Annotated in this window: 16 protein-coding genes and 3 pseudogenes; 9 read left to right on the top strand and 10 right to left on the bottom strand. The window is 70.5% G+C overall.

What is annotated here, in order from left to right:
- The first annotated feature begins 65 nt into the window (after positions 1 to 65).
- Both ABTZ17_RS25820 and ABTZ17_RS25815 read left to right on the top strand, forming a co-directional pair.
- On the top strand, positions 66 to 1352 hold the full coding sequence (locus tag ABTZ17_RS25820; protein WP_352198097.1) for a cyanophycinase: 1287 nt from the start codon (positions 66 to 68) through the stop codon (positions 1350 to 1352).
- Positions 1353 to 1543: 191 nt separating this feature from the next.
- Positions 1544 to 2407 (top strand): MurR/RpiR family transcriptional regulator, encoded by an 864-nt coding sequence (locus tag ABTZ17_RS25815; protein ID WP_352198096.1) that lies wholly within the window; start codon positions 1544 to 1546, stop codon positions 2405 to 2407.
- Between the two features lie 279 nt (positions 2408 to 2686).
- Here the strand turns inward: ABTZ17_RS25815 and ABTZ17_RS25810 are convergent, their stop codons facing one another.
- From ABTZ17_RS25810 to ABTZ17_RS25795, 4 genes and pseudogenes are all read right to left on the bottom strand, one after another.
- Positions 2687 to 3232 (bottom strand): hypothetical protein, encoded by a 546-nt coding sequence (locus ABTZ17_RS25810; protein WP_352198095.1) that lies wholly within the window; start codon positions 3230 to 3232, stop codon positions 2687 to 2689.
- A gap of 340 nt (positions 3233 to 3572) precedes the next feature.
- Positions 3573 to 4457 carry a SigB/SigF/SigG family RNA polymerase sigma factor gene (locus ABTZ17_RS25805; protein WP_352198094.1) on the bottom strand — a complete coding sequence of 295 codons (885 nt, stop codon included), beginning with the start codon at positions 4455 to 4457 and terminating at the stop codon, positions 3573 to 3575.
- A gap of 326 nt (positions 4458 to 4783) precedes the next feature.
- Positions 4784 to 4900: pseudogene (locus tag ABTZ17_RS25800) on the bottom strand (CsbD family protein); the annotation flags it as partial.
- 33 nt (positions 4901 to 4933) lie between these two features.
- On the bottom strand, positions 4934 to 6298 hold the full coding sequence (locus tag ABTZ17_RS25795) for an NAD(P)/FAD-dependent oxidoreductase (protein ID WP_352198093.1): 1365 nt from the start codon (positions 6296 to 6298) through the stop codon (positions 4934 to 4936).
- A gap of 368 nt (positions 6299 to 6666) precedes the next feature.
- On the opposite strand from ABTZ17_RS25795, the gene ABTZ17_RS25790 reads away from it, so the two are divergent.
- Positions 6667 to 7161, top strand: a complete 495-nt coding sequence (locus ABTZ17_RS25790) for an RICIN domain-containing protein (RefSeq protein WP_352198092.1) — start codon at positions 6667 to 6669, stop codon at positions 7159 to 7161.
- Positions 7162 to 7287: 126 nt separating this feature from the next.
- Here ABTZ17_RS25790 and ABTZ17_RS25785 read toward each other — a convergent pair whose 3' ends face one another.
- The 5 genes from ABTZ17_RS25785 to ABTZ17_RS25765 all read right to left on the bottom strand — a co-directional run bounded on the left by ABTZ17_RS25785 (position 7288) and on the right by ABTZ17_RS25765 (position 13613).
- Positions 7288 to 8007 carry a barstar family protein gene (locus tag ABTZ17_RS25785; RefSeq protein WP_352198091.1) on the bottom strand — a complete coding sequence of 240 codons (720 nt, stop codon included), beginning with the start codon at positions 8005 to 8007 and terminating at the stop codon, positions 7288 to 7290.
- 341 nt (positions 8008 to 8348) lie between these two features.
- Positions 8349 to 9863 carry a glutamate synthase-related protein gene (locus ABTZ17_RS25780; protein WP_352198104.1) on the bottom strand — a complete coding sequence of 505 codons (1515 nt, stop codon included), beginning with the start codon at positions 9861 to 9863 and terminating at the stop codon, positions 8349 to 8351.
- A 157-nt stretch (positions 9864 to 10020) separates the two neighbouring features.
- The gene (locus tag ABTZ17_RS25775; protein ID WP_352198090.1) at positions 10021 to 11706 is read right to left on the bottom strand and encodes an acetolactate synthase large subunit; all 1686 of its coding nucleotides are present in this window, start codon (positions 11704 to 11706) and stop codon (positions 10021 to 10023) included.
- A 444-nt stretch (positions 11707 to 12150) separates the two neighbouring features.
- Positions 12151 to 12351, bottom strand: a complete 201-nt coding sequence (locus ABTZ17_RS25770; RefSeq protein ID WP_352198089.1) for a hypothetical protein — start codon at positions 12349 to 12351, stop codon at positions 12151 to 12153.
- Between the two features lie 35 nt (positions 12352 to 12386).
- Positions 12387 to 13613, bottom strand: a complete 1227-nt coding sequence (locus ABTZ17_RS25765; protein WP_352198088.1) for an RNA-guided endonuclease InsQ/TnpB family protein — start codon at positions 13611 to 13613, stop codon at positions 12387 to 12389.
- Positions 13614 to 13637: 24 nt separating this feature from the next.
- Between ABTZ17_RS25765 and tnpA the strand changes: the two are divergent.
- Positions 13638 to 14065: pseudogene (gene tnpA, locus ABTZ17_RS25760) on the top strand (IS200/IS605 family transposase).
- A 537-nt stretch (positions 14066 to 14602) separates the two neighbouring features.
- Here tnpA and ABTZ17_RS25755 read toward each other — a convergent pair.
- Positions 14603 to 14817, bottom strand: a pseudogene (locus tag ABTZ17_RS25755) (SDR family oxidoreductase); the annotation flags it as partial.
- A 598-nt stretch (positions 14818 to 15415) separates the two neighbouring features.
- On the opposite strand from ABTZ17_RS25755, the gene ABTZ17_RS25750 reads away from it, so the two are divergent.
- Genes ABTZ17_RS25750 through ABTZ17_RS25730 form a run of 5 tightly spaced genes read left to right on the top strand, consistent with a single transcriptional unit; the run spans position 15416 to position 19866 of the window.
- Positions 15416 to 16777, top strand: coding sequence for a cytochrome P450 (locus ABTZ17_RS25750; protein WP_352198087.1), 1362 nt, complete (start codon positions 15416 to 15418; stop codon positions 16775 to 16777).
- A 36-nt stretch (positions 16778 to 16813) separates the two neighbouring features.
- Positions 16814 to 17581: a glucose 1-dehydrogenase gene (locus ABTZ17_RS25745; RefSeq protein WP_352198086.1), complete on the top strand. Its 768-nt coding sequence runs from the start codon at positions 16814 to 16816 to the stop codon at positions 17579 to 17581.
- Positions 17578 to 18006, top strand: coding sequence for a nuclear transport factor 2 family protein (locus tag ABTZ17_RS25740; protein WP_352198085.1), 429 nt, complete (start codon positions 17578 to 17580; stop codon positions 18004 to 18006). The genes ABTZ17_RS25745 and ABTZ17_RS25740 overlap by 4 nt, the downstream gene beginning before the upstream one ends.
- Positions 18007 to 18038: 32 nt before the next feature.
- Positions 18039 to 18785 carry a hypothetical protein gene (locus tag ABTZ17_RS25735; protein ID WP_352198084.1) on the top strand — a complete coding sequence of 249 codons (747 nt, stop codon included), beginning with the start codon at positions 18039 to 18041 and terminating at the stop codon, positions 18783 to 18785.
- Positions 18772 to 19866, top strand: coding sequence for a terpene synthase family protein (locus ABTZ17_RS25730; RefSeq protein WP_352198083.1), 1095 nt, complete (start codon positions 18772 to 18774; stop codon positions 19864 to 19866). Before ABTZ17_RS25735 ends, ABTZ17_RS25730 begins: the two co-directional genes overlap by 14 nt.
- Positions 19867 to 20097 lie beyond the last annotated feature (231 nt).

Here is a 20097-nt window from a genome sequence, read left to right as displayed (position 1 = left end):
CCCGCCCCGGGACGCCCCGGGGCGGGGCCCTGTACACCCCGTACCGACGACGCACGGAGGAATCCATGCACGTTCGACCCCGCCCGGCCCGCCGGGCCCTACTGACGTGCGGCATCGCCGTCGCCCTGCTCGCCGCCGCACCCGCCGCTCACGCCGAAATCGCTCCCTCCCGCGCCGGCTCGGGCTCCCTGGTCCTGATCGGAGGCGGCCTGAAAGCCGACAACAAGGCCGTCTACGGCGAGATCATCAAGCGTGCCGGCGGCGCCAAGGCACGCATCGGGGTGATCACCGCCGCCTCCGTCCCCGAAAGCCGGGACCCCAACGCCGACGACCCCGCCACGTGCAGCAACTCCGCCTGCAACGGCGCCTACTACGCCGATCTCTTCACACAGCACGGCGCCGCCGACGCCCAGTGGATACCCCTGGACACCGACCACGTCGCCAACGCCGACGATCCCGCCGTCGTAGCCCAGGTCGACTCGATGACCGGCTTCTTCTTCGGCGGAGGCGACCAGTACCGCTACATCACCACCCTCCTGCGCGGCCCCGCGCACCGCGACTCCGCGGTCCTGGCCGCCATCCGCGCCAAACTCGCCCACGGAGCGGTGGTCGCCGGATCCTCGGCCGGAGCACAGATCGCCTCCGGACCCCACATGGTCAGCGGCGGCGAATCCTACGAAGGCCTACGCGACGGCAGTACGCCCGGCTACTTCGACGACCCCACCCGCCTGGGCCACATCCCCCAGGGCGGATTCGGATTCCTGACCTCCGGGCTCATCGACACCCACACCGGCGCCTACGGACGCGAAGGCCGGGCCTACCGCCTCGCCGCCGACACCGGACACGCCCGCGTCTACGCCCTGGAGGAGAACACCGCCCTCGTCGTCGACGCACCCGGCAGCAAGCACGAGAGGATGACCGTCCTGGGCCCCCACGGCGTCGCCCTCCTGGACCTGCGCCAGGCCCGTGCCCGCCCCGGCGACTCCGGGTGGGACCTGCGCGGAGCCCGCTACACCTACCTCACCGACCGAGACAGCTACCGGCCCCGCACCTGGACCGCCCACCCCGCCACGGACAAACGACGGCTGCGGGCCACCGGCGGCACCACGGTCCCCTCCAACACCGACGTCTTCCACTCCGCCGCCAACCCGTCGGGCACCCCCTACTCCTTCCGCACCACCGCACGAGCCCTCGCCGCGACACGCACCCAGTCCTCGGTCACAGCCACCACGTTCGAGACCGATCCCCGATTCACCGTCACCTTCACCAAGAGCGCGGGCTTCAGCGCCTGGGGCAGAGACGACGAACCTCAGACGCTCCTGAACCTGCGGATCGACATCTCGCCCCGCTGACACCTCGGTGGGGCCGAGCGGCGAAGGCCCGGCCCCACTCGTGCCCTCGCCGCACCACCCGGCTCACCGGCCCTCGGCGCGCCCCGCCGAGGGCGCTGCCGGTCCGGCGGAAACCAGGTCCAACCCGCCCTGACACCAGCCACCAAGCCCGGCAGACGCGGCACGAACCGACCGGAAGGAACCATCCGACGATGAGCGGCACGCTCGCCGACAGCATCCGCGCCACCTTGGGCGACTTCAGCCCCGCGGAACGCAAGGTCGCCCGCGTCCTGCTGGCCGGATACCCCTCGCCGGTCTTCGAGACCGTAGCCGTCATCGCCGACCGCGCCGCGGTCTCGACACCGACGGTGCTGCGCTTCGCCGCCCGCCTGGGCTACCGCGGGTTCCCCGACCTCCAGGCAGCCGTGCGAGGCGAACTGGACGCGCGCAAGGCCTCCCCCGTGGCCCTCTACGAGGCCGCAGGCCTGGGGCAGCCGGAGGACCGGGACAGCGGCGCCGGGGTCCTGGAGCGCGTCGGCACCGTGCTCGCTCCGGCCCTGACCCGGACTCTGACAGAGATCCCACCACACGACTTCGAACGCGCGGTGGAACTCCTGGCCGACCCCAAGCGCCGCATCACCCTGGCGGGCGGACGCTTCACTCACCTGCTGGCGCAGTACCTCGGACTGCACCTGATGCAACTGCGCGAGGACGTCCGTTTCCTCCCCGACCGGCCCGTCGAACGCACCGCCGCGCTGGCCCACCTGACACGACGCGATGTCGTCGTCTTCGACTACCGCCGCTACGAAGAGGACAGGGCCGCCATCGCACAACTCGCCGATGAGGCGGGCGGCAAGGTCGTGGTGTTCACCGATCCCTGGCTCTCGCCCGCCGCCGCCCACGCCGACGTAGTCCTCCCCGCACAGGTGGGTACCATCGCTCCCTACGACAGCCTCGTCCCCACCGTCGCGGTCATCGAGGCCGTCATCACGGGCGTCATCGAAGCACTCGGCCCCGCAGGCCACGACCAGCTCAGCCGAAACGAGGACACCGCCCGTCGGATCGGCCTTCTTTAGACTCCCGGTCGGGTTGATCGCCCTCCAGGGCCCCGGGAGGCGTGTTGCGCTCCGCGTCTCGTCGATGGGCGTCGCGTGCCGCCTGAGCGACAAGCCCCGTACAGAGGACGGCCGGGCTGCCGAAGAGCGGGGGAGGGACCCGCGTCGGAGAGCCAGTCCCCGATCGCGACCCCCCTCCCCCTGTGGCCACCCCGCTCTGCCCCGGGCATGCCTGGTTTGTCGCGGTCCGACACCGCGGGCCTCACGGTCGGGCCGAGTGTGGAGTCGCCAGGTGACGGGTCAGAGGGCGTCGGGATCGACCTGGATGGCGCACCGTAGTCGGGTGTCCAGGCTGCTCAGACGTGCGGCGACCGCAGGCCAGGGTTCCAGGGCGAAAGTGCGGACCAGCTCGGACAGCAGGGCCGCTACCCGCGGGCTTTGCTCGTGGTCGTCCGCCTGCAGCTGGGCGATCATGTATGCGGGCCGGTAGATGAGTTGTTCAAGGGAAAAGTAGCCCGTCCGGCAGCCGAGCGCGAGGAAGTCGCGCAGGCTCGTCCCCACCACGAGGTGGGGCTCGGAGGCGGCCGGCGCTGTCATGATCACTGCGACGCGGTGGCCGGATTCGTCATGCAGAAAGCCGTAGTGGACTCCGTCCCCACCAGTGGCGGCGAAAGTGGTGCTGTTGACCGGGGTCACCTCGTAGGACCAGTCCTCGCCCGGCTCTGCAAGGAAGAGCCCGATCGGTTCGAAGACGGATCCGGGCTCGCCCCCGTCCTCCGCCGCGAGCTTCTGGGCCAACGTCCACAACGCGGGCCAGTCGGGGTCGGGATTCTCGAAGGTGTGCACCGTTCGGATTCCGACAGGAGCGCCCCGAATGTTCTGGAGTCCCACGCTGCCCAGAAGCGAGATGATGCCTGTCCGTGACAGGGCGCAGCCCCAGCGGGGCGTCTGCCTCGTCGCCGTCCCACGGCGCGCACGGCGCGGCCGGGACTTCCCTGGGACGGGGTGGCGTTCGCAGACCTGTCCGGGCCCGGTCGGGCAGGCGGGGGTGAGGCAATCGAGGCGCCGGGATGCGGTCACGAAAGAGGCCCCCTGGCTGTACAACCCTTACGGCCGGTCGGCGGTCCAACCTCCTGACCAGTCGTACGGCGGGGCCTGTGGAAGCGGACCGGGAGCCGGAGACCGGTCAGGCGGCGAGAAGACCCTTGCGGAGCTTGCCGAGGATCCGGGCAAGGATCCGGGAGACCTGCATCTGGGAGACGCCCAGCCGCTTGCCGATCTCGGCCTGGGTGACTTCCTCGCCGAACCGCATCTGCAGGATGAGCCTCTCCCGCTCGTCGAGCTGTTCCAGCAGGGGGGCGAGGGTGTGGAGGTCCTCGAAGAGCTCCATCGCGGAGTCCTCGGCGCCCATGAGTTCGGCCAGGGGCCGCTGGGCGGAGTCGGGGCTCTCGTCCTGGGTGTGGTCGATGGAGTCGGTGGTGTATCCGTTGGCGGCGATGATGCCCTCGGTGACCTGTTCCTCGGTGAGGTCCAGGTGTGCGGCGAGTTCCCCGATGGTGGGGTCACGGTCCAGGACGGAGGCGAGAGCCTCCTTGCCCTGCGCGATCGTCACGCGGAGTTCCTGCAGCCGTCGGGGGACGTGAACGGCCCAGCTGGTGTCACGGAAGTGCCGCTTGATCTCCCCGGTGATGTAGGGCAGGGCGAGGGTGGTGAACTCATTGCCCTGCTCGGGGTCGAAGCGGTCGATGGCCTTGATCAGACCGATCGTGCCGACCTGCACCAGGTCCTCGATGTCGGTGTCGCCGCCGCGGTTGCGGAAGCGGCGGACGGCGAACTGGACCAGGGAGAGGTTCATCTCGATCAGGGTGTTGCGGACGTACTGGTACTCCCGCGTCCCCTCCTCCAACACCCGCAACCGCGCGAAGAACACCCTCGACAAGGACCGCGCGTCCGCCGTGCTCACCTCCTGGGCATCCACGATCCGCGGCAGAGGAGCCGACACGTCGACCGCGTCCACACGGTCGCTCCGCGACGGTGCGGTGGCCGAAGACAGTGAGGCAAGGGCGTTCATTCTCAGCTCCTCCAAGATGCGATCCACGCCTTCCGGCGCCGTGAACACTGCGGGTCGATCATTACCTCGGACAAGCTCACCCGTCAAAAACACCGAAATCATATTTCCGGTGACCCTACTCCGGCACCGCCGGCGCAGCGACCGGAGCCGACCACAGCCGAAGTAGCGGACATGTTCATGGCGCTCATGCCCAGAAGGCCGGGTTCCGCACGCACCCGATTCCGCCAAAGCCGTGAAGCTTCCGTCCGACGGCAGGCCCGAACGTGCCGTTGCCGCCGACCTCAGGTGAGGTCGGCGGCAACGGGGCAGGGGGCCTGTGATCCGGGTCACCGGCGGAAGGCGTCCTTGGTCGTCTCCTTCGCCTTGCGGGTGTCACCCTTGATCTGCTCGGCACGACCCTCGGCCGTCATCCGCTCGTTGTCGGTGACGCGGCCGACGGCTTCTGTGGCCACATAGCCGAACGCTCGTCGGTGCCGTCAGGTTTGGCCGGCCGCCGTGCGGGTCCGTACTTCCTCTGGCGTGAGGTACTGGTCGGTGTACTCGAAGTCGCGGAGCGTCCCCGGCTTGTACGTCTGGAAACCGGTGCGGACGAAGTCGTCGCCGGTGACGGCGTTGAGGAGCCAGTTCGTCATCACCCGGGTCTTCGCGGCGCCGGTGCGCAGGGCGGCCCAGTGGTAGCCGCGGGCCACTGCCTGGGCGGGCATCCCGCGCAGGCCGATGCCGAGGGGCCGGGAGACGCCGTCGAGGCCACCGAGGTCCACGACCAGTCCGAGGTCCTTGTGGACGTACGGGCGCAGCGGCGTTCCCCGCAGTACGGCGACGAGGTTGTCCGCCGCGGTGCTGCCCTGGCGTTGGGCGTGTTGCGCCGTGGGCGGGCAGACCGTGCCGTCCCCGCCGGCGGCGAGGTCGGGTACGGCGGCGGCGTCTCCGAGTGCGAACACGCCGTCCGCTTCCGGCACGCGCAGGTCGGGTGAGACGACGAGGCGGCCGCTCTTCGCGGTCTCGGCTCCCAGGGTGGCGACCAGTGGGCTCGCGGTGACGCCGGCCGTCCAGATGAGGGTGCGGCAGGGCAGCACGCGCCCGTCGGTGAGTGTGACGTCCTCGGGACCCGCTTTCGCGACGGAGACACCGAGCGAGACGTCGATGCCGCGGCGGCGCAGCACGTCGAGAGCGGCCCGGCCGAGGCGGTCGCCGAGCTCGGGCATCAGTTTCGGGGCCACGTCCACGAGGTGCCAGCTGATCTCGCGCCGTTCCAGGCGGGGGTAGCGGCTGAGCGCGTTCTGGGTGAGCCGCTCCAGGGAGGCGGCCGTCTCGGTGCCCGCGTAGCCGCCGCCCACCACGACGAAGCCGAGCCGTGAGGCCCGTTCGGCCGAGCCGGGTGCGGCGGCGTCCGCCAGGTCGAGCTGGGCGATCACGTGGTCGCGCAGGTGGGCGGCCTCGGCCAGCGTCTTCATGCCGCGGCCGTGCTCCGCCAGGCCCGGGATGTCGAAGGTGCGGGTCACGCTCCCCGGCGCGAGCACCAGGTGATCGTACGGCTGGTCCATCAGCTCGCCGGTGATCTTCCGGATGACGCAGACCTTCGCCCGCGTGTCGACGCCGACGGCTCCGCCGGGCACGATCCGGGTCCGGTGGCGGCGGCTGCGGCGCAGCGACACCGCCACGGACTGGGGCGTGAGCACCCCCGAGGCCACCTGTGGCAGCAGGGGCAGATAGAGCTGGTAGGAGAACGGGGTGACCAGCAGGATCTCCGCCTCCCCGGGTGACAGCGTCCGCTCCAGGCGGCGTACGCAGGAGACGCCGGCGAAGCCCGCGCCGACGACCACGATCCTCGGTCGTGCCATGGTGTCCGTCCCTTCTCGGGTGTACGGGTCCCGATACGCCTTCCCCGTCAGTGGTTCCCTGCACGGGGAAGAAGGCGCCGGCAATCGGACGCTTCCACCCGTTTGCTCCCTCGCAAGCCCCGCTCACCTCCGGCCGACGCCTCCGGGCGGGCGCGGTACGGCTACGCCCGGCGCCCAGGGCCACCCCCGTGCGGGCGAAGCCTCGACGCCGGCACGTGCGGCCCTCTCCGTGGCGCACGCTGCCCTCTGAAGCCGAGCCACGGTCGATCTAGCGTGAGGGCCGATTCCCACCACCGTCGCCGCGCACCGCAGGGAGGGAACGGTGCGCCGCGAAGTCCTGTCAGCTGCACCACACCGAGGAGTTTCCCGTGCGTAGAACCCTTGCCCTGTTGGCTGCCGTCATGGGCATGATCGGAGCGCTCGTCACCGCGCCGGGCGCGGTGGCGGCGTCCTCGGCCGACGAGTGGGACCAGTGGATGGTCAATGCCGCGTACCCGGGGTCCTGCATGGACGACAGCCTCGCCCACGGGCTCCGGGCGCACGCGTGCAGCTCCGCGAGCTACCAGAACGGCTACCAGCGGTGGACGGTGACCGCCTATCCCGGCGGTAAGCGGGTCAGGAACGTCGCGACGGGCCGATGCCTCGACGGCAGCGCCGCTCGGGGCCTTCGCACCCACACCTGCAGCTCCGAGGCGTACAACAACGGCTACCAGAGGTGGCAGGCGTTCGGCCCCGTCACGTACCAGTGGTGGAACGACGCCATGCCCGACAAGTGCATCGACCTGAGCACCAACTACGGTCTGCGTCTGCACACGTGCAGCGAGGACTCCTACTACGCGGGTTACCAGGGCTGGCGCATGTGAGCCGGTAGCACGGGCCGAAAGGGCCGCCCGGAACCGCGGATGGCAACCACATCAGCGGTTCCGGGCGGGCCCTCGCGCCGGGAGCGGACGCGCGGGTCTCCGGCCTTGATGGCGCAGGACCGCCCGTCAGTCCCACCAGTAGTCGCCGGTGTGCCAGCGCCGCACCCACTCCTCGAAGCCCCATGCCTGTTGTCCAGGCGCCGGGATGGCACCGACGTCGGCGACCATCCAGACCTCTCCACGGCGAGGGCCCATGGTCAGCAGCAGCCAGAAGGACTGCCCGTCCTCGGAACCGAGAACGACGGACCCGATGGTGAATGCGGCTTCGATCCGAGGGTCCTCGGGGTCGACGTCCTCGTCGTCCTCCCAGTGCCAGGCCGCCCGCAGAGGGAACGGCTTCCCTGGCCACCGTGGGCCGAGGTCGGGCCATGAGTCGGGCAACCGGCCAAGCGGCTGGAGACCACCGTCGCCGGCGGGGCCGAGGCTCGATCCGTTGCTGATCTCCGCGACGAAAGTCCTGTACGGCTCCGGGAGGACCACCCTGTTCTCCGCCTCCCAGGCTGCGATGGCTTCGTGGCCGAGCGCCGGTTCGCGCCCTTCCGGGGGGAACGCGGAGCGCAGGAAGTCGAGAGTGGCTTCGGCGGGAAGCTGATCATGTACGGCTGTCACGGCAGCATGCTGACAGAAGGCGCTGACAACCGATTCACGGCCCCGTCCAGCGGTGATGCCGCCCGAAGGCGGTGACCATCGGACAGGGCCGGGACCATCGACCGCCTCGCCTATGACCAGCCAGAAGTCCTCCAGCGAGTGGATCCGCCCGCCATCCACTACGTAGATCATCGTCATACCGCGACATGGGGAGACGCACCGGCATCCGCGCATCCGAGTTGTCCGTCCGGGCCAGCTGGGAGCGCTCGGGGCCCGGGGCCGTGATCCTCGGACCCACCCGCATCGAGGGCGGTCTGCCGTGGCCGTGGCGGCTGAACGTCCCGTTCACGCCGGAACTGGCGCTCCGGTTGGTGCGGCCGGCAGAGAACACCGTCCTTCCCGTCACCGGGGGCCTGGGCGACAGTGACCCGGTCCCGGGCTCCCCCGGCCGGTGGAGTGGGCCCGCTGAAGGCGGCGCATCCTCCCTTGGCGCGGGCGGACGTCAAGGGGGGATGCGGTGGGCACGGGATCGGGTGAGGTCAGGTGGTGAGCAGTTCGGTGATCTCGTGGGCGAGTTCCGGTCCGAGCGAGCCCCAGCCGTCCTTGTAGCCGTACACGCTCCCGAGGGTGCGGGCGTCGTAGTCGCCGTTCAGGATCTCGATGTCGGTGGGGGTGATGAGCGAGGGGTGCGGGACACCGACGGCGCCCGAGATCTTCAGCAGCTCCCTGCGCAGGGTGCGCAGGTACGTCGCGGCCCGGATGCCCTTCGAAGGCGCGTCGATGCCGCGTGCCAGCCACGGGTGCTGGGTGGCGATGCCGGTGGGGCACTTGTCGGTGTGGCACTTCTGGGCCTGGATGCAGCCGATGGACAGCATCGCCTCGCGGCCCACGTTGATCATGTCGACGCCGAGGGCGAACGCGACGACGGCGTTCTCGGGCAGGCCGAGTTTGCCGGAGCCGATGAAGGTGATGTCGTCGGTCAGGCCCCGCTCGGCGAACACACCGTAGACGCGGGAGAAGCCAACGCGGAACGGCAGCGACACCGAGTCGGCGAAGATCAGGGGAGCCGCCCCGGTGCCGCCCTCGCCGCCGTCGACGGTGACGAAGTCGACGCCTCGCTCGCCGCGCTCCATCAGCGTGGCGAGTTCCTCCCAGAAGTCCATCTCCCCGATGGCGCTCTTGATCCCGACCGGCAGTCCGGTCTCCGTGGCCAGCAGTTCCACGAAGTCGAGCATCGAGTCCACGTCGTGGAAGGCGGTGTGCCGAGACGGCGAAGCGCAGTCCTCGCCCGCGGGAATGCCGCGGATCTCGGCGATCTCGTCGGTCACCTTCGCGCCCGGCAGCATGCCGCCGAGTCCCGGCTTCGCTCCCTGCGAGAGCTTGATCTCGATCGCCTTGACGGGCGCCCCCGCGACCAGTGCCTTGAGCTTGTCGAGGTTGAACGTCCCGTCCTCGTTGCGGCAGCCGAAGTACGACGTGCCGATCTGGAGGACGAGGTCGCCGCCGTTGAGGTGGTAGGGCGACAGGCCGCCCTCGCCGGTGTTCTGCAACGTCCCGGCCAGCGCCGCGCCCTTGTTGAGGGCCGTGACGGCCGCGCCGGAGAGCGAGCCGAAGCTCATCGCCGAGATGTTGACGACGCTCGCCGGGCGGAACGCCTTCGCGCGGCCGCGCGGTCCGCCGAGCACCTTGGCCGAGGGCAACTCCGCTTGGGGGTGGCTGGGATCGGGCAGCGCGCCGGCGAACGTACGCTGTTTCACGTAGGCGGCACCCTGCACGTGCTCGATGTCGTTGTCGGTGCCGAACCCGAAGTAGTTGTTCTCCCCCTTCGCCGACGCGTAGATCCAGCTGCGCTGGTCGCGGCTGAAGGGACGCTCCTCGTCGTTGGCCGTCACGATGTACTGCCGTAGCTCGGGGCCGATCGTCTCCAGCACGTACCTGGCGTGTCCCACCAGGGGGAAGTTCCTCAGCAGCGCGTGCTTCTTCTGCACGAGGTCGCGGGCGGCCACCAGCGCCAACCCCGTAGCGGCCGCCGCACCTATGCTCCGCGCACGCATCACCATCGTTCCCCTCCTCGACTGGTCCTCCCTCACGGTGACCGGCTACCCCGCGCCGCGAAATTGCAACGCGCTGCCGGAGATCGAAGGGCACCGCCCCTGCGGGAGGGGCGCCGCGCGGCCCGTACCGGGGGGGGCGGGCCGCGCCGCGGGCGGGTCAGAGGGCCGAGTCGAGGTGCCCGAGGTGCTCGATGAGGTTCATGTTCTCGGCGTAGTCCACCGGGCAGTTGATGATCGACACGCCCGGGTCGTCCAGTGCCTCACGGAGCGTCGGGAGCAGGTCTCCCGCGGACTCGATCTGGTAGCCCTTCGCGCCGAAGCTGCGGGCGTACTGGACGATGTCCGGGTTGGCGAAGTCGGTGTTGGAGTTTTCCCCGACCTCCAGGTCCATCTTCCACTTGATGAGTCCGTAGCCGTTGTCCTCCCAGATCAGCACGGTCAGTGGAATGTTCTCGCGGACCGCCGTCTCGATCTCCTGGGAGTGCATGAGGAACGAGCCGTCGCCGACCGCCGCCAGCACCTTCGTCCGCGGCCTGGCGAGCTGGACCGCGAGCGCGCCGGGCAGCGAGAAGCCCATGGTGGAAAGGCCGTTGGAGATGAGGCAGGTGTTCGGCGCGTACGTCGGGTAGAGCCGGGCCATCCACATCTTCAGCGCGCCGGTGTCGACCAGCACGATGTCGTCGCGACCGAGCGCGGCGCGGGTGTCGGCGACGACGCGCTGCGGGGCGAGCGGGTAGCGCTCGTCCGTGGCGCCCTGCTCGAGTTCCTTGGCCAGCAGGGCCCGGGTGGCCGTGGTGTCCTCGTCGTCGATGGTCCAGCGCAGGCCGTCGAGTGCGGTGGCGAGGGCGTCGAGGGAGGCCGAGATGTCGCCGATGATGCCGACGTCGACCGAGTAGCTGTCGTCCACCTCCGCCGGGAAGCGGTGGATGTGGACGATCTTCTTGTCACCGTCCGGGTTGATCCGGGACGGGTCGAACTCCTGCAGCTCGTAGCCGACGGCGATGATGACGTCGGCCTCCTCGAACCCGAAGTTGGTGTAGTCGCGCCGCATGAAGCCGAACGTGCCGGTCGCGCACGGGTGGTCGTCGGGCAGGACGCCCTTGCCGTGGAAGGTGGTCGCCGTCGACACGTCGAGTGCGGTGGCGAACGCCGCCAGCGACTCCGCGGCGCCGCCACGCGCGGCGCCGTGTCCGGCGAGGATCACCGGCCGACGGGCCTCCCGCAGCAGCTCCACCGCTCGCTCGATCTGCTCCGGGGACGGTGACTCGGGCCGCACGACGTCCCTGCGCAGCGGGCGCAGGTCCGAGCCGTCCGTCGCCGCGTCGACGTCCTCGGGTACGGCGAGATAGACGGCGCCGGGCCGCTCCGACTCCGCGGTCTTGAACGCGCGCCGCACCATCTCGGGTATGGCCCGGGTGGCCGGGACCTCCGCCGACCACTTCGTGACCGGGGCGAACATGCTCACCAGGTCCACGAACTGGTGGGACTCCTTGTAGTTGCGCTCCTTGCCGACCTGCGCGGTGATCGCGACGACGGGCGTACTGTTCGTCATGGCGTCGGCGACGCCCAGCATCAGGTTGATCGCGCCGGGACCCAGCGTCGCGGACATCACGCCCGCCGAGCCGGTAAGCCGGCCGTGCATCTCCGCCATGAAGGACGCGGCCTGCTCGTGCCGGGTGAGGACGTAGCGGATCTTCTCCGAGCGGGCGAGGGCGTTGGTGAAGCGGATGTTCTCCTCGCCGGGTACGCCGAACACCACCTCGACGCCCTCGTTCTCCAGGCAGCGAACCAGGAGTTCAGCCGCTCCGTCGGGGGTCTGCTTCCGGTTCTCGGCGTCGCTCACGCTGATCGTGTCCTCTCCTGGGTTTCGGCCGTGCCGATGCGCGGGCCGGTGAGCCGTCTACCCCGGCCGGACGGCCGCACTCGCGAGCTCACCCCGGACCAGGGGGAAGCCGCGCGGGCCATCCGCGTCGTGCCCGCCGTCCGACCCGGGCCCGTGCGGGCGAGAGGCACGCGGTCTTCGGCGCGGGACGGGGCGCGGCCGAGACGGGCGACGGCCTGCTGGCTGATCCTGGCCGCGGTGACGGCGTACAGCCTGGCCTCACCCACCGTCCTTCCCGTCCTCCGGGACAAGAAGGACAACGGCTGACGGCGCGGTGACCGCGCCCACGGGCAACGAGGAGGGCCTCCCCGGTCGGGGAGGCCCTCCTTCGCGTCCGGGCTCCAGGCCCGCACACCTCGTGCACCCTGCGCGAGAAGCGCTGCCCTCCCGCCGTGGCGCCGGCCTTCAGTCCACGGTCAGTACGAAGATCAATGTGCCCAGGATCATGAGGACCGAGGCCGCGACGACCACGAGGAGGAGCGTGCCGAAGACACGCGCGACCAACGTGCCCCAGAACTCCACCCGCCGCCCTTCGGGAGTGTCGGTCCGCCACTCCGGCAGGAGGTCGACGCGGCCCTCCGCGATCGCCGGCGCGACCCTGCGCACGTCTTCCGGGTGGAAGTATTGACATCCTCTCTGCCCTAAAGGACGGAGATTCCCGCCTGCCTGCCGGTGGTGACCGGTTGGGGCTTCGGGTGGGTTCCTGTTTCTTCGCGCTGTGCCGGGAGGTGTCCCGGTCTTACCCGCGCTCCGCAGGCTGATACCGCCAGTCCGGCGGCCTTGGCGACGTTGACCGCCGCATTGATGTCCCGGTCAAGGAGGGTCCCACAGGCTCCGCAGGTCCATGTACGGACCGACAGGGCCTTGGGGCCGTCCTTGACGCCGCAGGCAGAGCAGATCTGAGATGTGGGCTCGAACCGTCCGATGCGGTGGAATGCACGTCCGTACAAGGCGGCCTTGTACTCCAGCATCGTCACGAACGCCGACCATCCGGCGTCGTGCACGGACTTCGCGAGGCGGGTGCGGGCGAGTCCCTTGACCGCCAGGTCTTCCACTGCGACCGCTTGGTTCTCGCGGATGAGCTCGGTGGAGAGCCGGTGGTGGAACTCACGCCGCGCATCGGCGGTCCGTGCGTGGGCGCGGGCAACCTTGATCCGGGCCTTCGCCCGGTTGCTGCTGCCCTTGGCCTTGCGACTCAGGTTCCGCTGAGCGCGCTTGAGCCTTTTCTCGGCCCGGCGCAGGAAGCGGGGGCTTTCGACCTTCGTGCCGTCGGAGAGGATCGCGAAGTGCGTCAGACCCAGGTCGATGCCGACCACGCTGTCCGTGGCGGGCAGCGTCTCGGGCTCGGTCTCGACCACGAACGACGCGAAGTACCGCCCGGCCGAGTCCTTGACGACGGTCACCGTGGACGGTGTGGAAGGCAGGGACCTCGACCACTTCACGGCCAGGTCGCCGACCTTGGGGAGCCGGAGCTTGCCACCGGTGGTGATCTTCCACCCGGCGTTCGCGGCGAAGCGGATCGCCTGACGGGTGTCCTTGCGGGACTTGAACCGGTGTGCGCCCATGCGCGGGCGCTTGCCCTTGAGGCCGTCGAAGAAATTCCTGTAGGCCGTGTCCAGGTCCCGGAGGGACTGTTGCAGCACCACCGAGGACACCTCGGAAAGCCATTCCCGCTCGGGGGTCTTCTTCGAGACGGTGAGTTGCTTGGACAGCTCGCCCGAGGGAACGAACGGCAGCCCGGCGGCACGGGCGGTCTCACGGACGCGGAGCGCGTCGTTGAAGACGACCCGAGCACACCCGAACTCCTTCGCCAACGCCATGCGCTGACCGGCGCTCGGGTACACGCGGAAGCTGTACCGAAGCCGCACGACGATCACCATAGCCTTTGGTTCATGTCACCACGCTGGAACCCCGATCCCCATATACGCACCGGCCGTCACGTCGTCCACAACCTCCATGTCCACTTGGTTTTCGTCACGAAATACCAGCACAAGGCCATGACCGACACCATGCTGACGCGGTGCGAGGAGATCATGAAGGAGGTGTGCGGCGACTTCGAGGCCGAGCTGAAGCAGTCAACGGCGAGGACGATCACGTGCACCTTCTCGTGCACTACCCGCCGAAGGTCCAGCTCTCCAAGCTGGTCTACTCACTCAAGGGCGTGTCGGCCCGGATGCTGCGCAAGGAGTACGACAACCACGTACGCCGGTACCTGTGGGGCGGACACTTCCGGTCCGGCTCCTACTTCGCCGGGAACTGCGGCGGCGCACCACTGACCGCGGTCAACCAGTACATCGAAAGCCAGAAACGACCCATCTGACCCTCACCCCGGAGCCGAAAAGAACTCCGACGCTCCACGCCCCCGCTCCAAGGACACGCTTCATCCCCGCCCCAAAGAGCGGAGCACTACGCAAGAACAGAGGTAGATCGTCGGATCCGCTCCCCACGTGCCCCGGTCCTTCCAGCGATCCTGCGGACACGGACATCCGCCCGATGGGCGGCACCCGACAACCAGTCCTCACGGACCGGCCACAGCTTCGCGACCTGGCGACTGGTGAGCCAGGGCTCCTCCTCGTGCGCTGACTCCGGTGTTCCCGGCTCCGGCGTGTGCGGCATGGCTCCCCCTCGACGCAGCAGAATTCCAGTACACACCCGCCGCCCGGACTCCGGCAGAGGTCGTGCGGGGACGGCGCGGTACGGGCTGCGAGGTAGCCGTCCCTTCCGGACCGTCAGGCGCACACGCCACACGCCACACCGGCAGCGGCCGGCCGGGTGCCGGGGCGCCCGAGCCGCGGGGCGCGAAGCCGATCGAGGCGGACGCTGCTCTACCCGCCCGAGTGCGCAGGGCGGGCAGGGCTCACAGGCAGGAGCCGCCGGTGGCGTCGATCACCTTGCCGGTGCCCAGCGGGCGTCGTCGGAGGCGAGGAAGGCCACGATGTCGGCCATGTCCTGCGGTCGGCCGACCCGGCCGAGTGCGGACAGCGAGGCCGCGTGGGCCCCGGCCTGCGGGTTGCCCCGCAGCCAGCTCGCGTTGACGCCCGTGTCGATGATCCCCGGCGCGACCGAGTTCGCGGCGAAGACCTCGTCGAATGCGTGCTCGGTCAAGGACGCCAGGTCCGAGCCGCGCGCCCCGCACGGCAGGGCCGGTCACGCCGGAGGCGCGGGCCGATCTCGTCCTGCACGTTCCCGCTCCCGTTGCTGTGCTTTCTGTGCTTCCTGTGCTCGCAGACGACCCGGGCACGGTCACGTGCGGTCATGTCCGCTCCTGCCCGCTTCGGACACGGCCTCGGCGCCACCCACGGAGTGCACGGGGGGGCGGGTCGCTGACAAGAACGCCTCCGCCGGACAGGCTCCGCCTCCCGCCGTGCGTCCGGTTCGACCCCCGTCCGGGTCGTCAGGACCGCGGCCGGAGGCTTGACGGTCTCCCGATTCGGCTGGTCCTATTTACGCGTCCGCCCACGGGGTTCGCCGGCTGCGCTCCGGCTCAGGTCACCGATGGCGAGACGAGAACCGTCAGCGGAGTCCCACGCACGGCACGCACCGGTACGCACGGGTACGCACGCACGGCACCCGCGTACGCACGCACGCACCGACGCCGAAATGTCCTGACCGGGATGCGCGGAGGAGTTGTCGCCGTCACGGTCGAGCGATCCCTTGCCGGAGGTCGAGCTTGGGCACAGCGCCGCAACCGCCATCCCTCCCCCGGGCGCCCGGGCGGGTGCCGCTCCTCGGCCACATGATCCCGTTGGCGCTCGATCCGCTGGGGTTCCTCGCGGCTCTCCCCCGCCGCGGTGATGTCGTCGAGATCCGGCTCGGACCGGTCCGGGCCGTCGTGGTGTGCGATCCGGCCCTCACCCACGGCGTCCTGACGGACGACAAGACCTTCGACAAGGGCGGGGAGCTGATCGAGCGGCTCAGGGAGGTCATCGGTGACGGCCTCGGGTTGTGTCCGCACGACCGACACCGGCGCCAGCGCCGGCTGGCCCAGCCTGCGTTCCATCACGAGCGCATGCCGGGGTACGCCGACCGGATGGCGGAGCACGCCGCGGACGTGACGGGCGCCTGGCGGCCGGGGCAGGACCTGGACGTGTACGCCGAGATGACCGGTCTCACCACCAGGGTCCTGCTGGCCTCCATGTTCTCCAGTGCCCTGTCGGGTCCGGCCGAGCACGAGGCGCTGCGCCGCGATGTCACCACCGTCGTCGACAGCGTGTACCGGCGGCTGCTCACCCCACGTCCGTTGTTGCGTCTGCCGACTCCCGCCAACCGCCGCTATCGGCGCGCCAACGCCCGGTTGCACACCGTCGTCGAGTCGCTGCTCGCCCGGCGCCGGGCCGGCCCCGCCGAAGACGGTGACCTGCTGGCCGCGCTGACGACCGCCGGAGAGGGCTTTTCCACAGCACCGGAGGACGGTCTGTCCGCCTCCGAGGTCGTCGCCAACGCCATGATGTTCCTGCTGGCGGGCGTGGAGACCACCGCCTCCGCCCTCGCCTGGTCCTTGCACCTGATCGCCGCCCACCCCGAGGTCGAGCGCGGCCTCCACGCCGAGGTCGACGCGGTGCTCGAAGGCAACCGGCCTCCCCGGTACGCCGACCTGCCGCACCTCGACCTCACCGGCCGCATCGTCACCGAGGCACTTCGGCTGTACCCACCCGGCTGGCTGCTGACCCGCACCGTCACCGCCGACACCCTCCTGGGCGGACACCCCATCGCGCGGGGCACCACGGTCGTCTACAGCCCGTACGTCCTCCAGCGCCGCGCCGACCGGTTCGAGGATCCGGACCGGTTCGACCCCGATCGTTGGCTACCCGACCGTCCCCGGACCGACCGGCAGGCGTTCATCCCCTTCAGCAGCGGCAGTCGCAAGTGCATCGGGGACGCCTTCGCCGTCGCCGAAACCACCCTGACCGTGGCCGCCATCGCCTCGTGCTGGACCCTGCGGCCCGTTCCCGGTCCACCCGTCACGCCCGCCAGGAGCGCGAGCCTGTACCCGCGGAACCTTCGCATGCGGACCGAAGCGCGGCGGCCGTAGCACGCCGCACCCACCCACCACCACCAGGAGGCCGTCATGAAGCCGATGCTGGACGGGAAGGCGGTACTCATCACCGGTGCGGCCGGCGGGATCGGGGCCGCCGCGGCTCGCGTGTTCAGCGCGCACGGCGCCCGCCTGGTGCTCGCCGATGTGAACGCGGAGGACGGTTCGCGGGTCGCGGAGGAGATCGTGAAGGGCGGAGGCGAGGCGACGTTCGTCCGGACCGACATCACGGCCGAGAAGGAGGTGGCCGCGCTGGTGCGGGCCGCGGTCCGGGCCTTCGGGCGGCTCGACTGCGCCTTCAACAACGCGGGCACCGACGGAGTGACCGCTCCGTTGCACGAGTCGACCCGGGAGAACTGGGAGCACGTGCTGGGCGTCAACCTCACCGGCACGTGGCTGTGCCTGAAGCACGAGATCGCCCAGATGCTCCGGCAGGAGGGCGGCGCGATCGTCAACACCTCCTCCGTCGCCGGGTTGGTCGGTCTCGGCGTGACACCCCAGTCCGCCTATTTCGCCGCCAAGCACGGGCTGGTGGGCCTGACCCGGCAGGCCGCACTCGAGTACGCCCACCGGGGTGTTCGCGTCAACGCCGTCTGCCCGGGCGCGGTGCGCACACCACTGCTCGAAACCGCCATGCGGGCCGGGATCATTTCGGAGGAGGAGGCCGTCGCGTACACACCCGTCAAGCGGCTGGCCTCGCCCGAGGAGATCGCGGAGGCGGCCGCGTGGCTGTGCAGTGACCGGTCCTCCTTCCTGACGGGCCAGGCCGTGCCCGTCGACGGCGGTTGGACGTCCCAGTGATCCGTTCCGAGCCACACCCCGACGAGGAGGAGCACACCGTGCCGCAGGAGCCGATGCAGGTGATGGAGACGTTCATGGCGGCCGTCAGGAGCGGCGCGCTCGCGGACGCGCTCGACCTGGTCCACCCCGAAGCCACCTTTCGTAGCGCACCCGGACTTCCCTACTCGGCCGCGTACCGCGGGCCGGAGGGCTTGGCCGCGATGTACGCGGCCGTCTTCGGGCACTACGACCTCAGGATCGACGAGAGTCGGATGTGGCCGGTGGGGGACGACCGCGTGCTCCTGCAAGCACGGGTCCGCTTCGTCTCCCGGGCATCCGGCAAGCTGCTGGACACCACCACCGTCGAGATCTACACGGTACGGAACGGGCTGGTGCGTGACGTCGACGCCTACTACAAGGACCCCGCAGCGGTGTCGGCCCTGTGACCGGTCACGACAGTACGCGGTGGAGCCGTCCGGTGGCGGACGCCGCTCGGGCGGCCCTGAGCAGGGCGGCCGCCGCACCCGCGCTGGCGGGGATGTCCGCCCACTCCTACGAGATGGATGCCGCGGGCCGGCAGGTGTGGGGACTCGCCGCCCGGCTGGGCCCCGCACACCGCAAGCCGGGCTGGTCGACCCACGCCCACCTGGAGCTGGTGGACCCCGACCGCCCCAATCTCGGCCTGATCACCGTCCTCGACCGCCACGACTCCGACGGCAGGCCGGTGGCGGGTTCCCGTGATCCCGTCCTGACAGCACGTCTGGACGGCCGTTTCGTCCGCGGTTTCATCACCACCGCCCGCCTCTGCCTGGCCGAACTCGACCCCACGGGAGGCGCCCGCGGCGTGGCGGTGATCCGGAACCCGGGCCGGACCACTCCCGCCGACGCCCTGGTCGTACCCCTGTGGGTGGCCCTGCTGCTCCGTGGCTGCGCCTGGCACACCCAACTCGCGCTCGTGATCGTAGACTTCACGGGCTTCGAACGAACGGCACGGACGGTGGTGCGGCTCGTCGGCAGGCAGCCCCTGCACCTGTTCCCGGCCACCGGCATCCCCGCGGCCGCACCCATGTCGCTGCCCGCGACCGTGCCGGGTGCCCCGCCCGGCGAACTCGCCTTCTCGTCCGCCACGGACCAGGGACTCGCCGCCGCGCGCCGGGCCCTGGACGACCACGGCGCCGGCCACCGCCACCGCCACATCATCGGGGAGCCCCATGCCGGCACATGACATCACCAAGCTGCTGGACCTGCCGGAACTGCGTGTCGTACCGGGCGAGCGCAAGGCGTCGTGGGGAGAGGAACTCGACGACCACGTCATCGAGTTCGCCTGTGACACCGGCCTGCTGACGACCGAGGCGGCCCGCCGGTTCTACCGGACGCAGCGGATCGGGACGATGTGCGCGTACGTGATACCGGGCTCCGTCTCCCGGCGGCGCCATCGCATCTACGGCGAACTCATGATGTGGCTGTTCATTTACGACGACTGGGCCGAGCAGCTCGGGCGGTATCTCCCGCCGCACGAGGTGACCGCCGTGACGGACACCGTCCACACCTGGTTCGCCGACGACGAGGAGGACGTGCGCGTCCCGGACCTGTCCCTCCCGCGGAGCCTGCGGCTGATCTGGAACGAGGTCCGGAAGGACACCTCGCCGGCATGGCGCCGGCGGCTGCGGACGGAGCTCCGGGGGTATCTCGACACCGCCGCCCACGAGGCGGGCCTCGTCCGGACCGGCCGGGTGACCCCGTTCACGGAGGCGAGGGAACTACGGCCGCTCGCCACCGCGGCCCGCCCGGTGTTCACGATGGCCGAGCACGCGTACGGCATCGAGATGCCGGCGGAGGTGGCCCGGCATCCGTTCCTGATGCAGGCAGGGCAGTCCAGTGCGATCGGCATCGCGCTGGCGAACGACATCATCAGCGTCAAGGCCGACCTGCTCCGGGGGATCCGCGACAACCTCGTCCTGGCCCTGCAGGAGGAATTCGGCGGCGACCTCCAGCTCAACGCGGCGCGGGCCGCCGCCCGCTACCACCGGGCCGCCGCCGAGTTCACCGCCCTGCGCGACCGCTTCCACTCCCCCGAGGGGCCGCCGGACCCGGCCCTGAGCGGAAGGCGGGACGTCGCCGTCCACTTGCAGATCCTCGACGACTGGCTCTACGAGGGCATCAAGTGGCAACTCCGGGAAACCGACCGGTACTCCACGACGGTTCGCCTCACCCAGGAGGAACATCCCAACCAGCTGCTGGGCTTGGCGGAACGCCTGCGAGCCGACCGTTCGGGCCTGCGGCCCGTCCGTTCCCCGAGCAGCTGAGGCTGATCCCGGCGCACGGGAACGATGTCCGGATCGCGGTGCTCCATCCGCTCGCGGCCGTCCCCGGGCGACGGAGCACCTCGCCCTCGGAGCCACCGGCCCGGGACGCGGCCCGGACCGGGGCGGGTCGAGGGGGTGGGTCAGTAGCGGACCCAGAGGGTGATGATGTCCGGGCGGTCGGTGCTGAAGGGCTCGCAGAAGTACACGGGGCCCCAGATGTTGTAGCCGGCC

Origin of the sequence: Streptomyces sp. NPDC097619, assembly GCF_040302735.1 — a bacterium.
In the GTDB taxonomy this organism is placed as follows: Bacteria; Actinomycetota; Actinomycetes; order Streptomycetales; family Streptomycetaceae; genus Streptomyces.
This window is presented reverse-complemented; position numbering and strand designations above follow the sequence as displayed.

Bases quoted from the DNA above. Each gene is read 5' to 3' on its own strand.
- ABTZ17_RS25745 (WP_352198086.1), top strand. From the start codon at position 16,814: ATGAAGCCGATGCTGGACGGGAAGGCGGTACTCATCACCGGTGCGGCC.
- ABTZ17_RS25780 (WP_352198104.1), bottom strand. From the start codon at position 9,863: ATGCGTGCGCGGAGCATAGGTGCGGCGGCCGCTACGGGGTTGGCGCTG.
- ABTZ17_RS25795 (WP_352198093.1), bottom strand. From the start codon at position 6,298: ATGGCACGACCGAGGATCGTGGTCGTCGGCGCGGGCTTCGCCGGCGTC.
- ABTZ17_RS25820 (WP_352198097.1), top strand. From the start codon at position 66: ATGCACGTTCGACCCCGCCCGGCCCGCCGGGCCCTACTGACGTGCGGC.
- ABTZ17_RS25805 (WP_352198094.1), bottom strand. From the start codon at position 4,457: ATGAACGCCCTTGCCTCACTGTCTTCGGCCACCGCACCGTCGCGGAGC.
- ABTZ17_RS25815 (WP_352198096.1), top strand. From the start codon at position 1,544: ATGAGCGGCACGCTCGCCGACAGCATCCGCGCCACCTTGGGCGACTTC.
- ABTZ17_RS25730 (WP_352198083.1), top strand. From the start codon at position 18,772: ATGCCGGCACATGACATCACCAAGCTGCTGGACCTGCCGGAACTGCGT.
- ABTZ17_RS25785 (WP_352198091.1), bottom strand. From the start codon at position 8,007: ATGACGATGATCTACGTAGTGGATGGCGGGCGGATCCACTCGCTGGAG.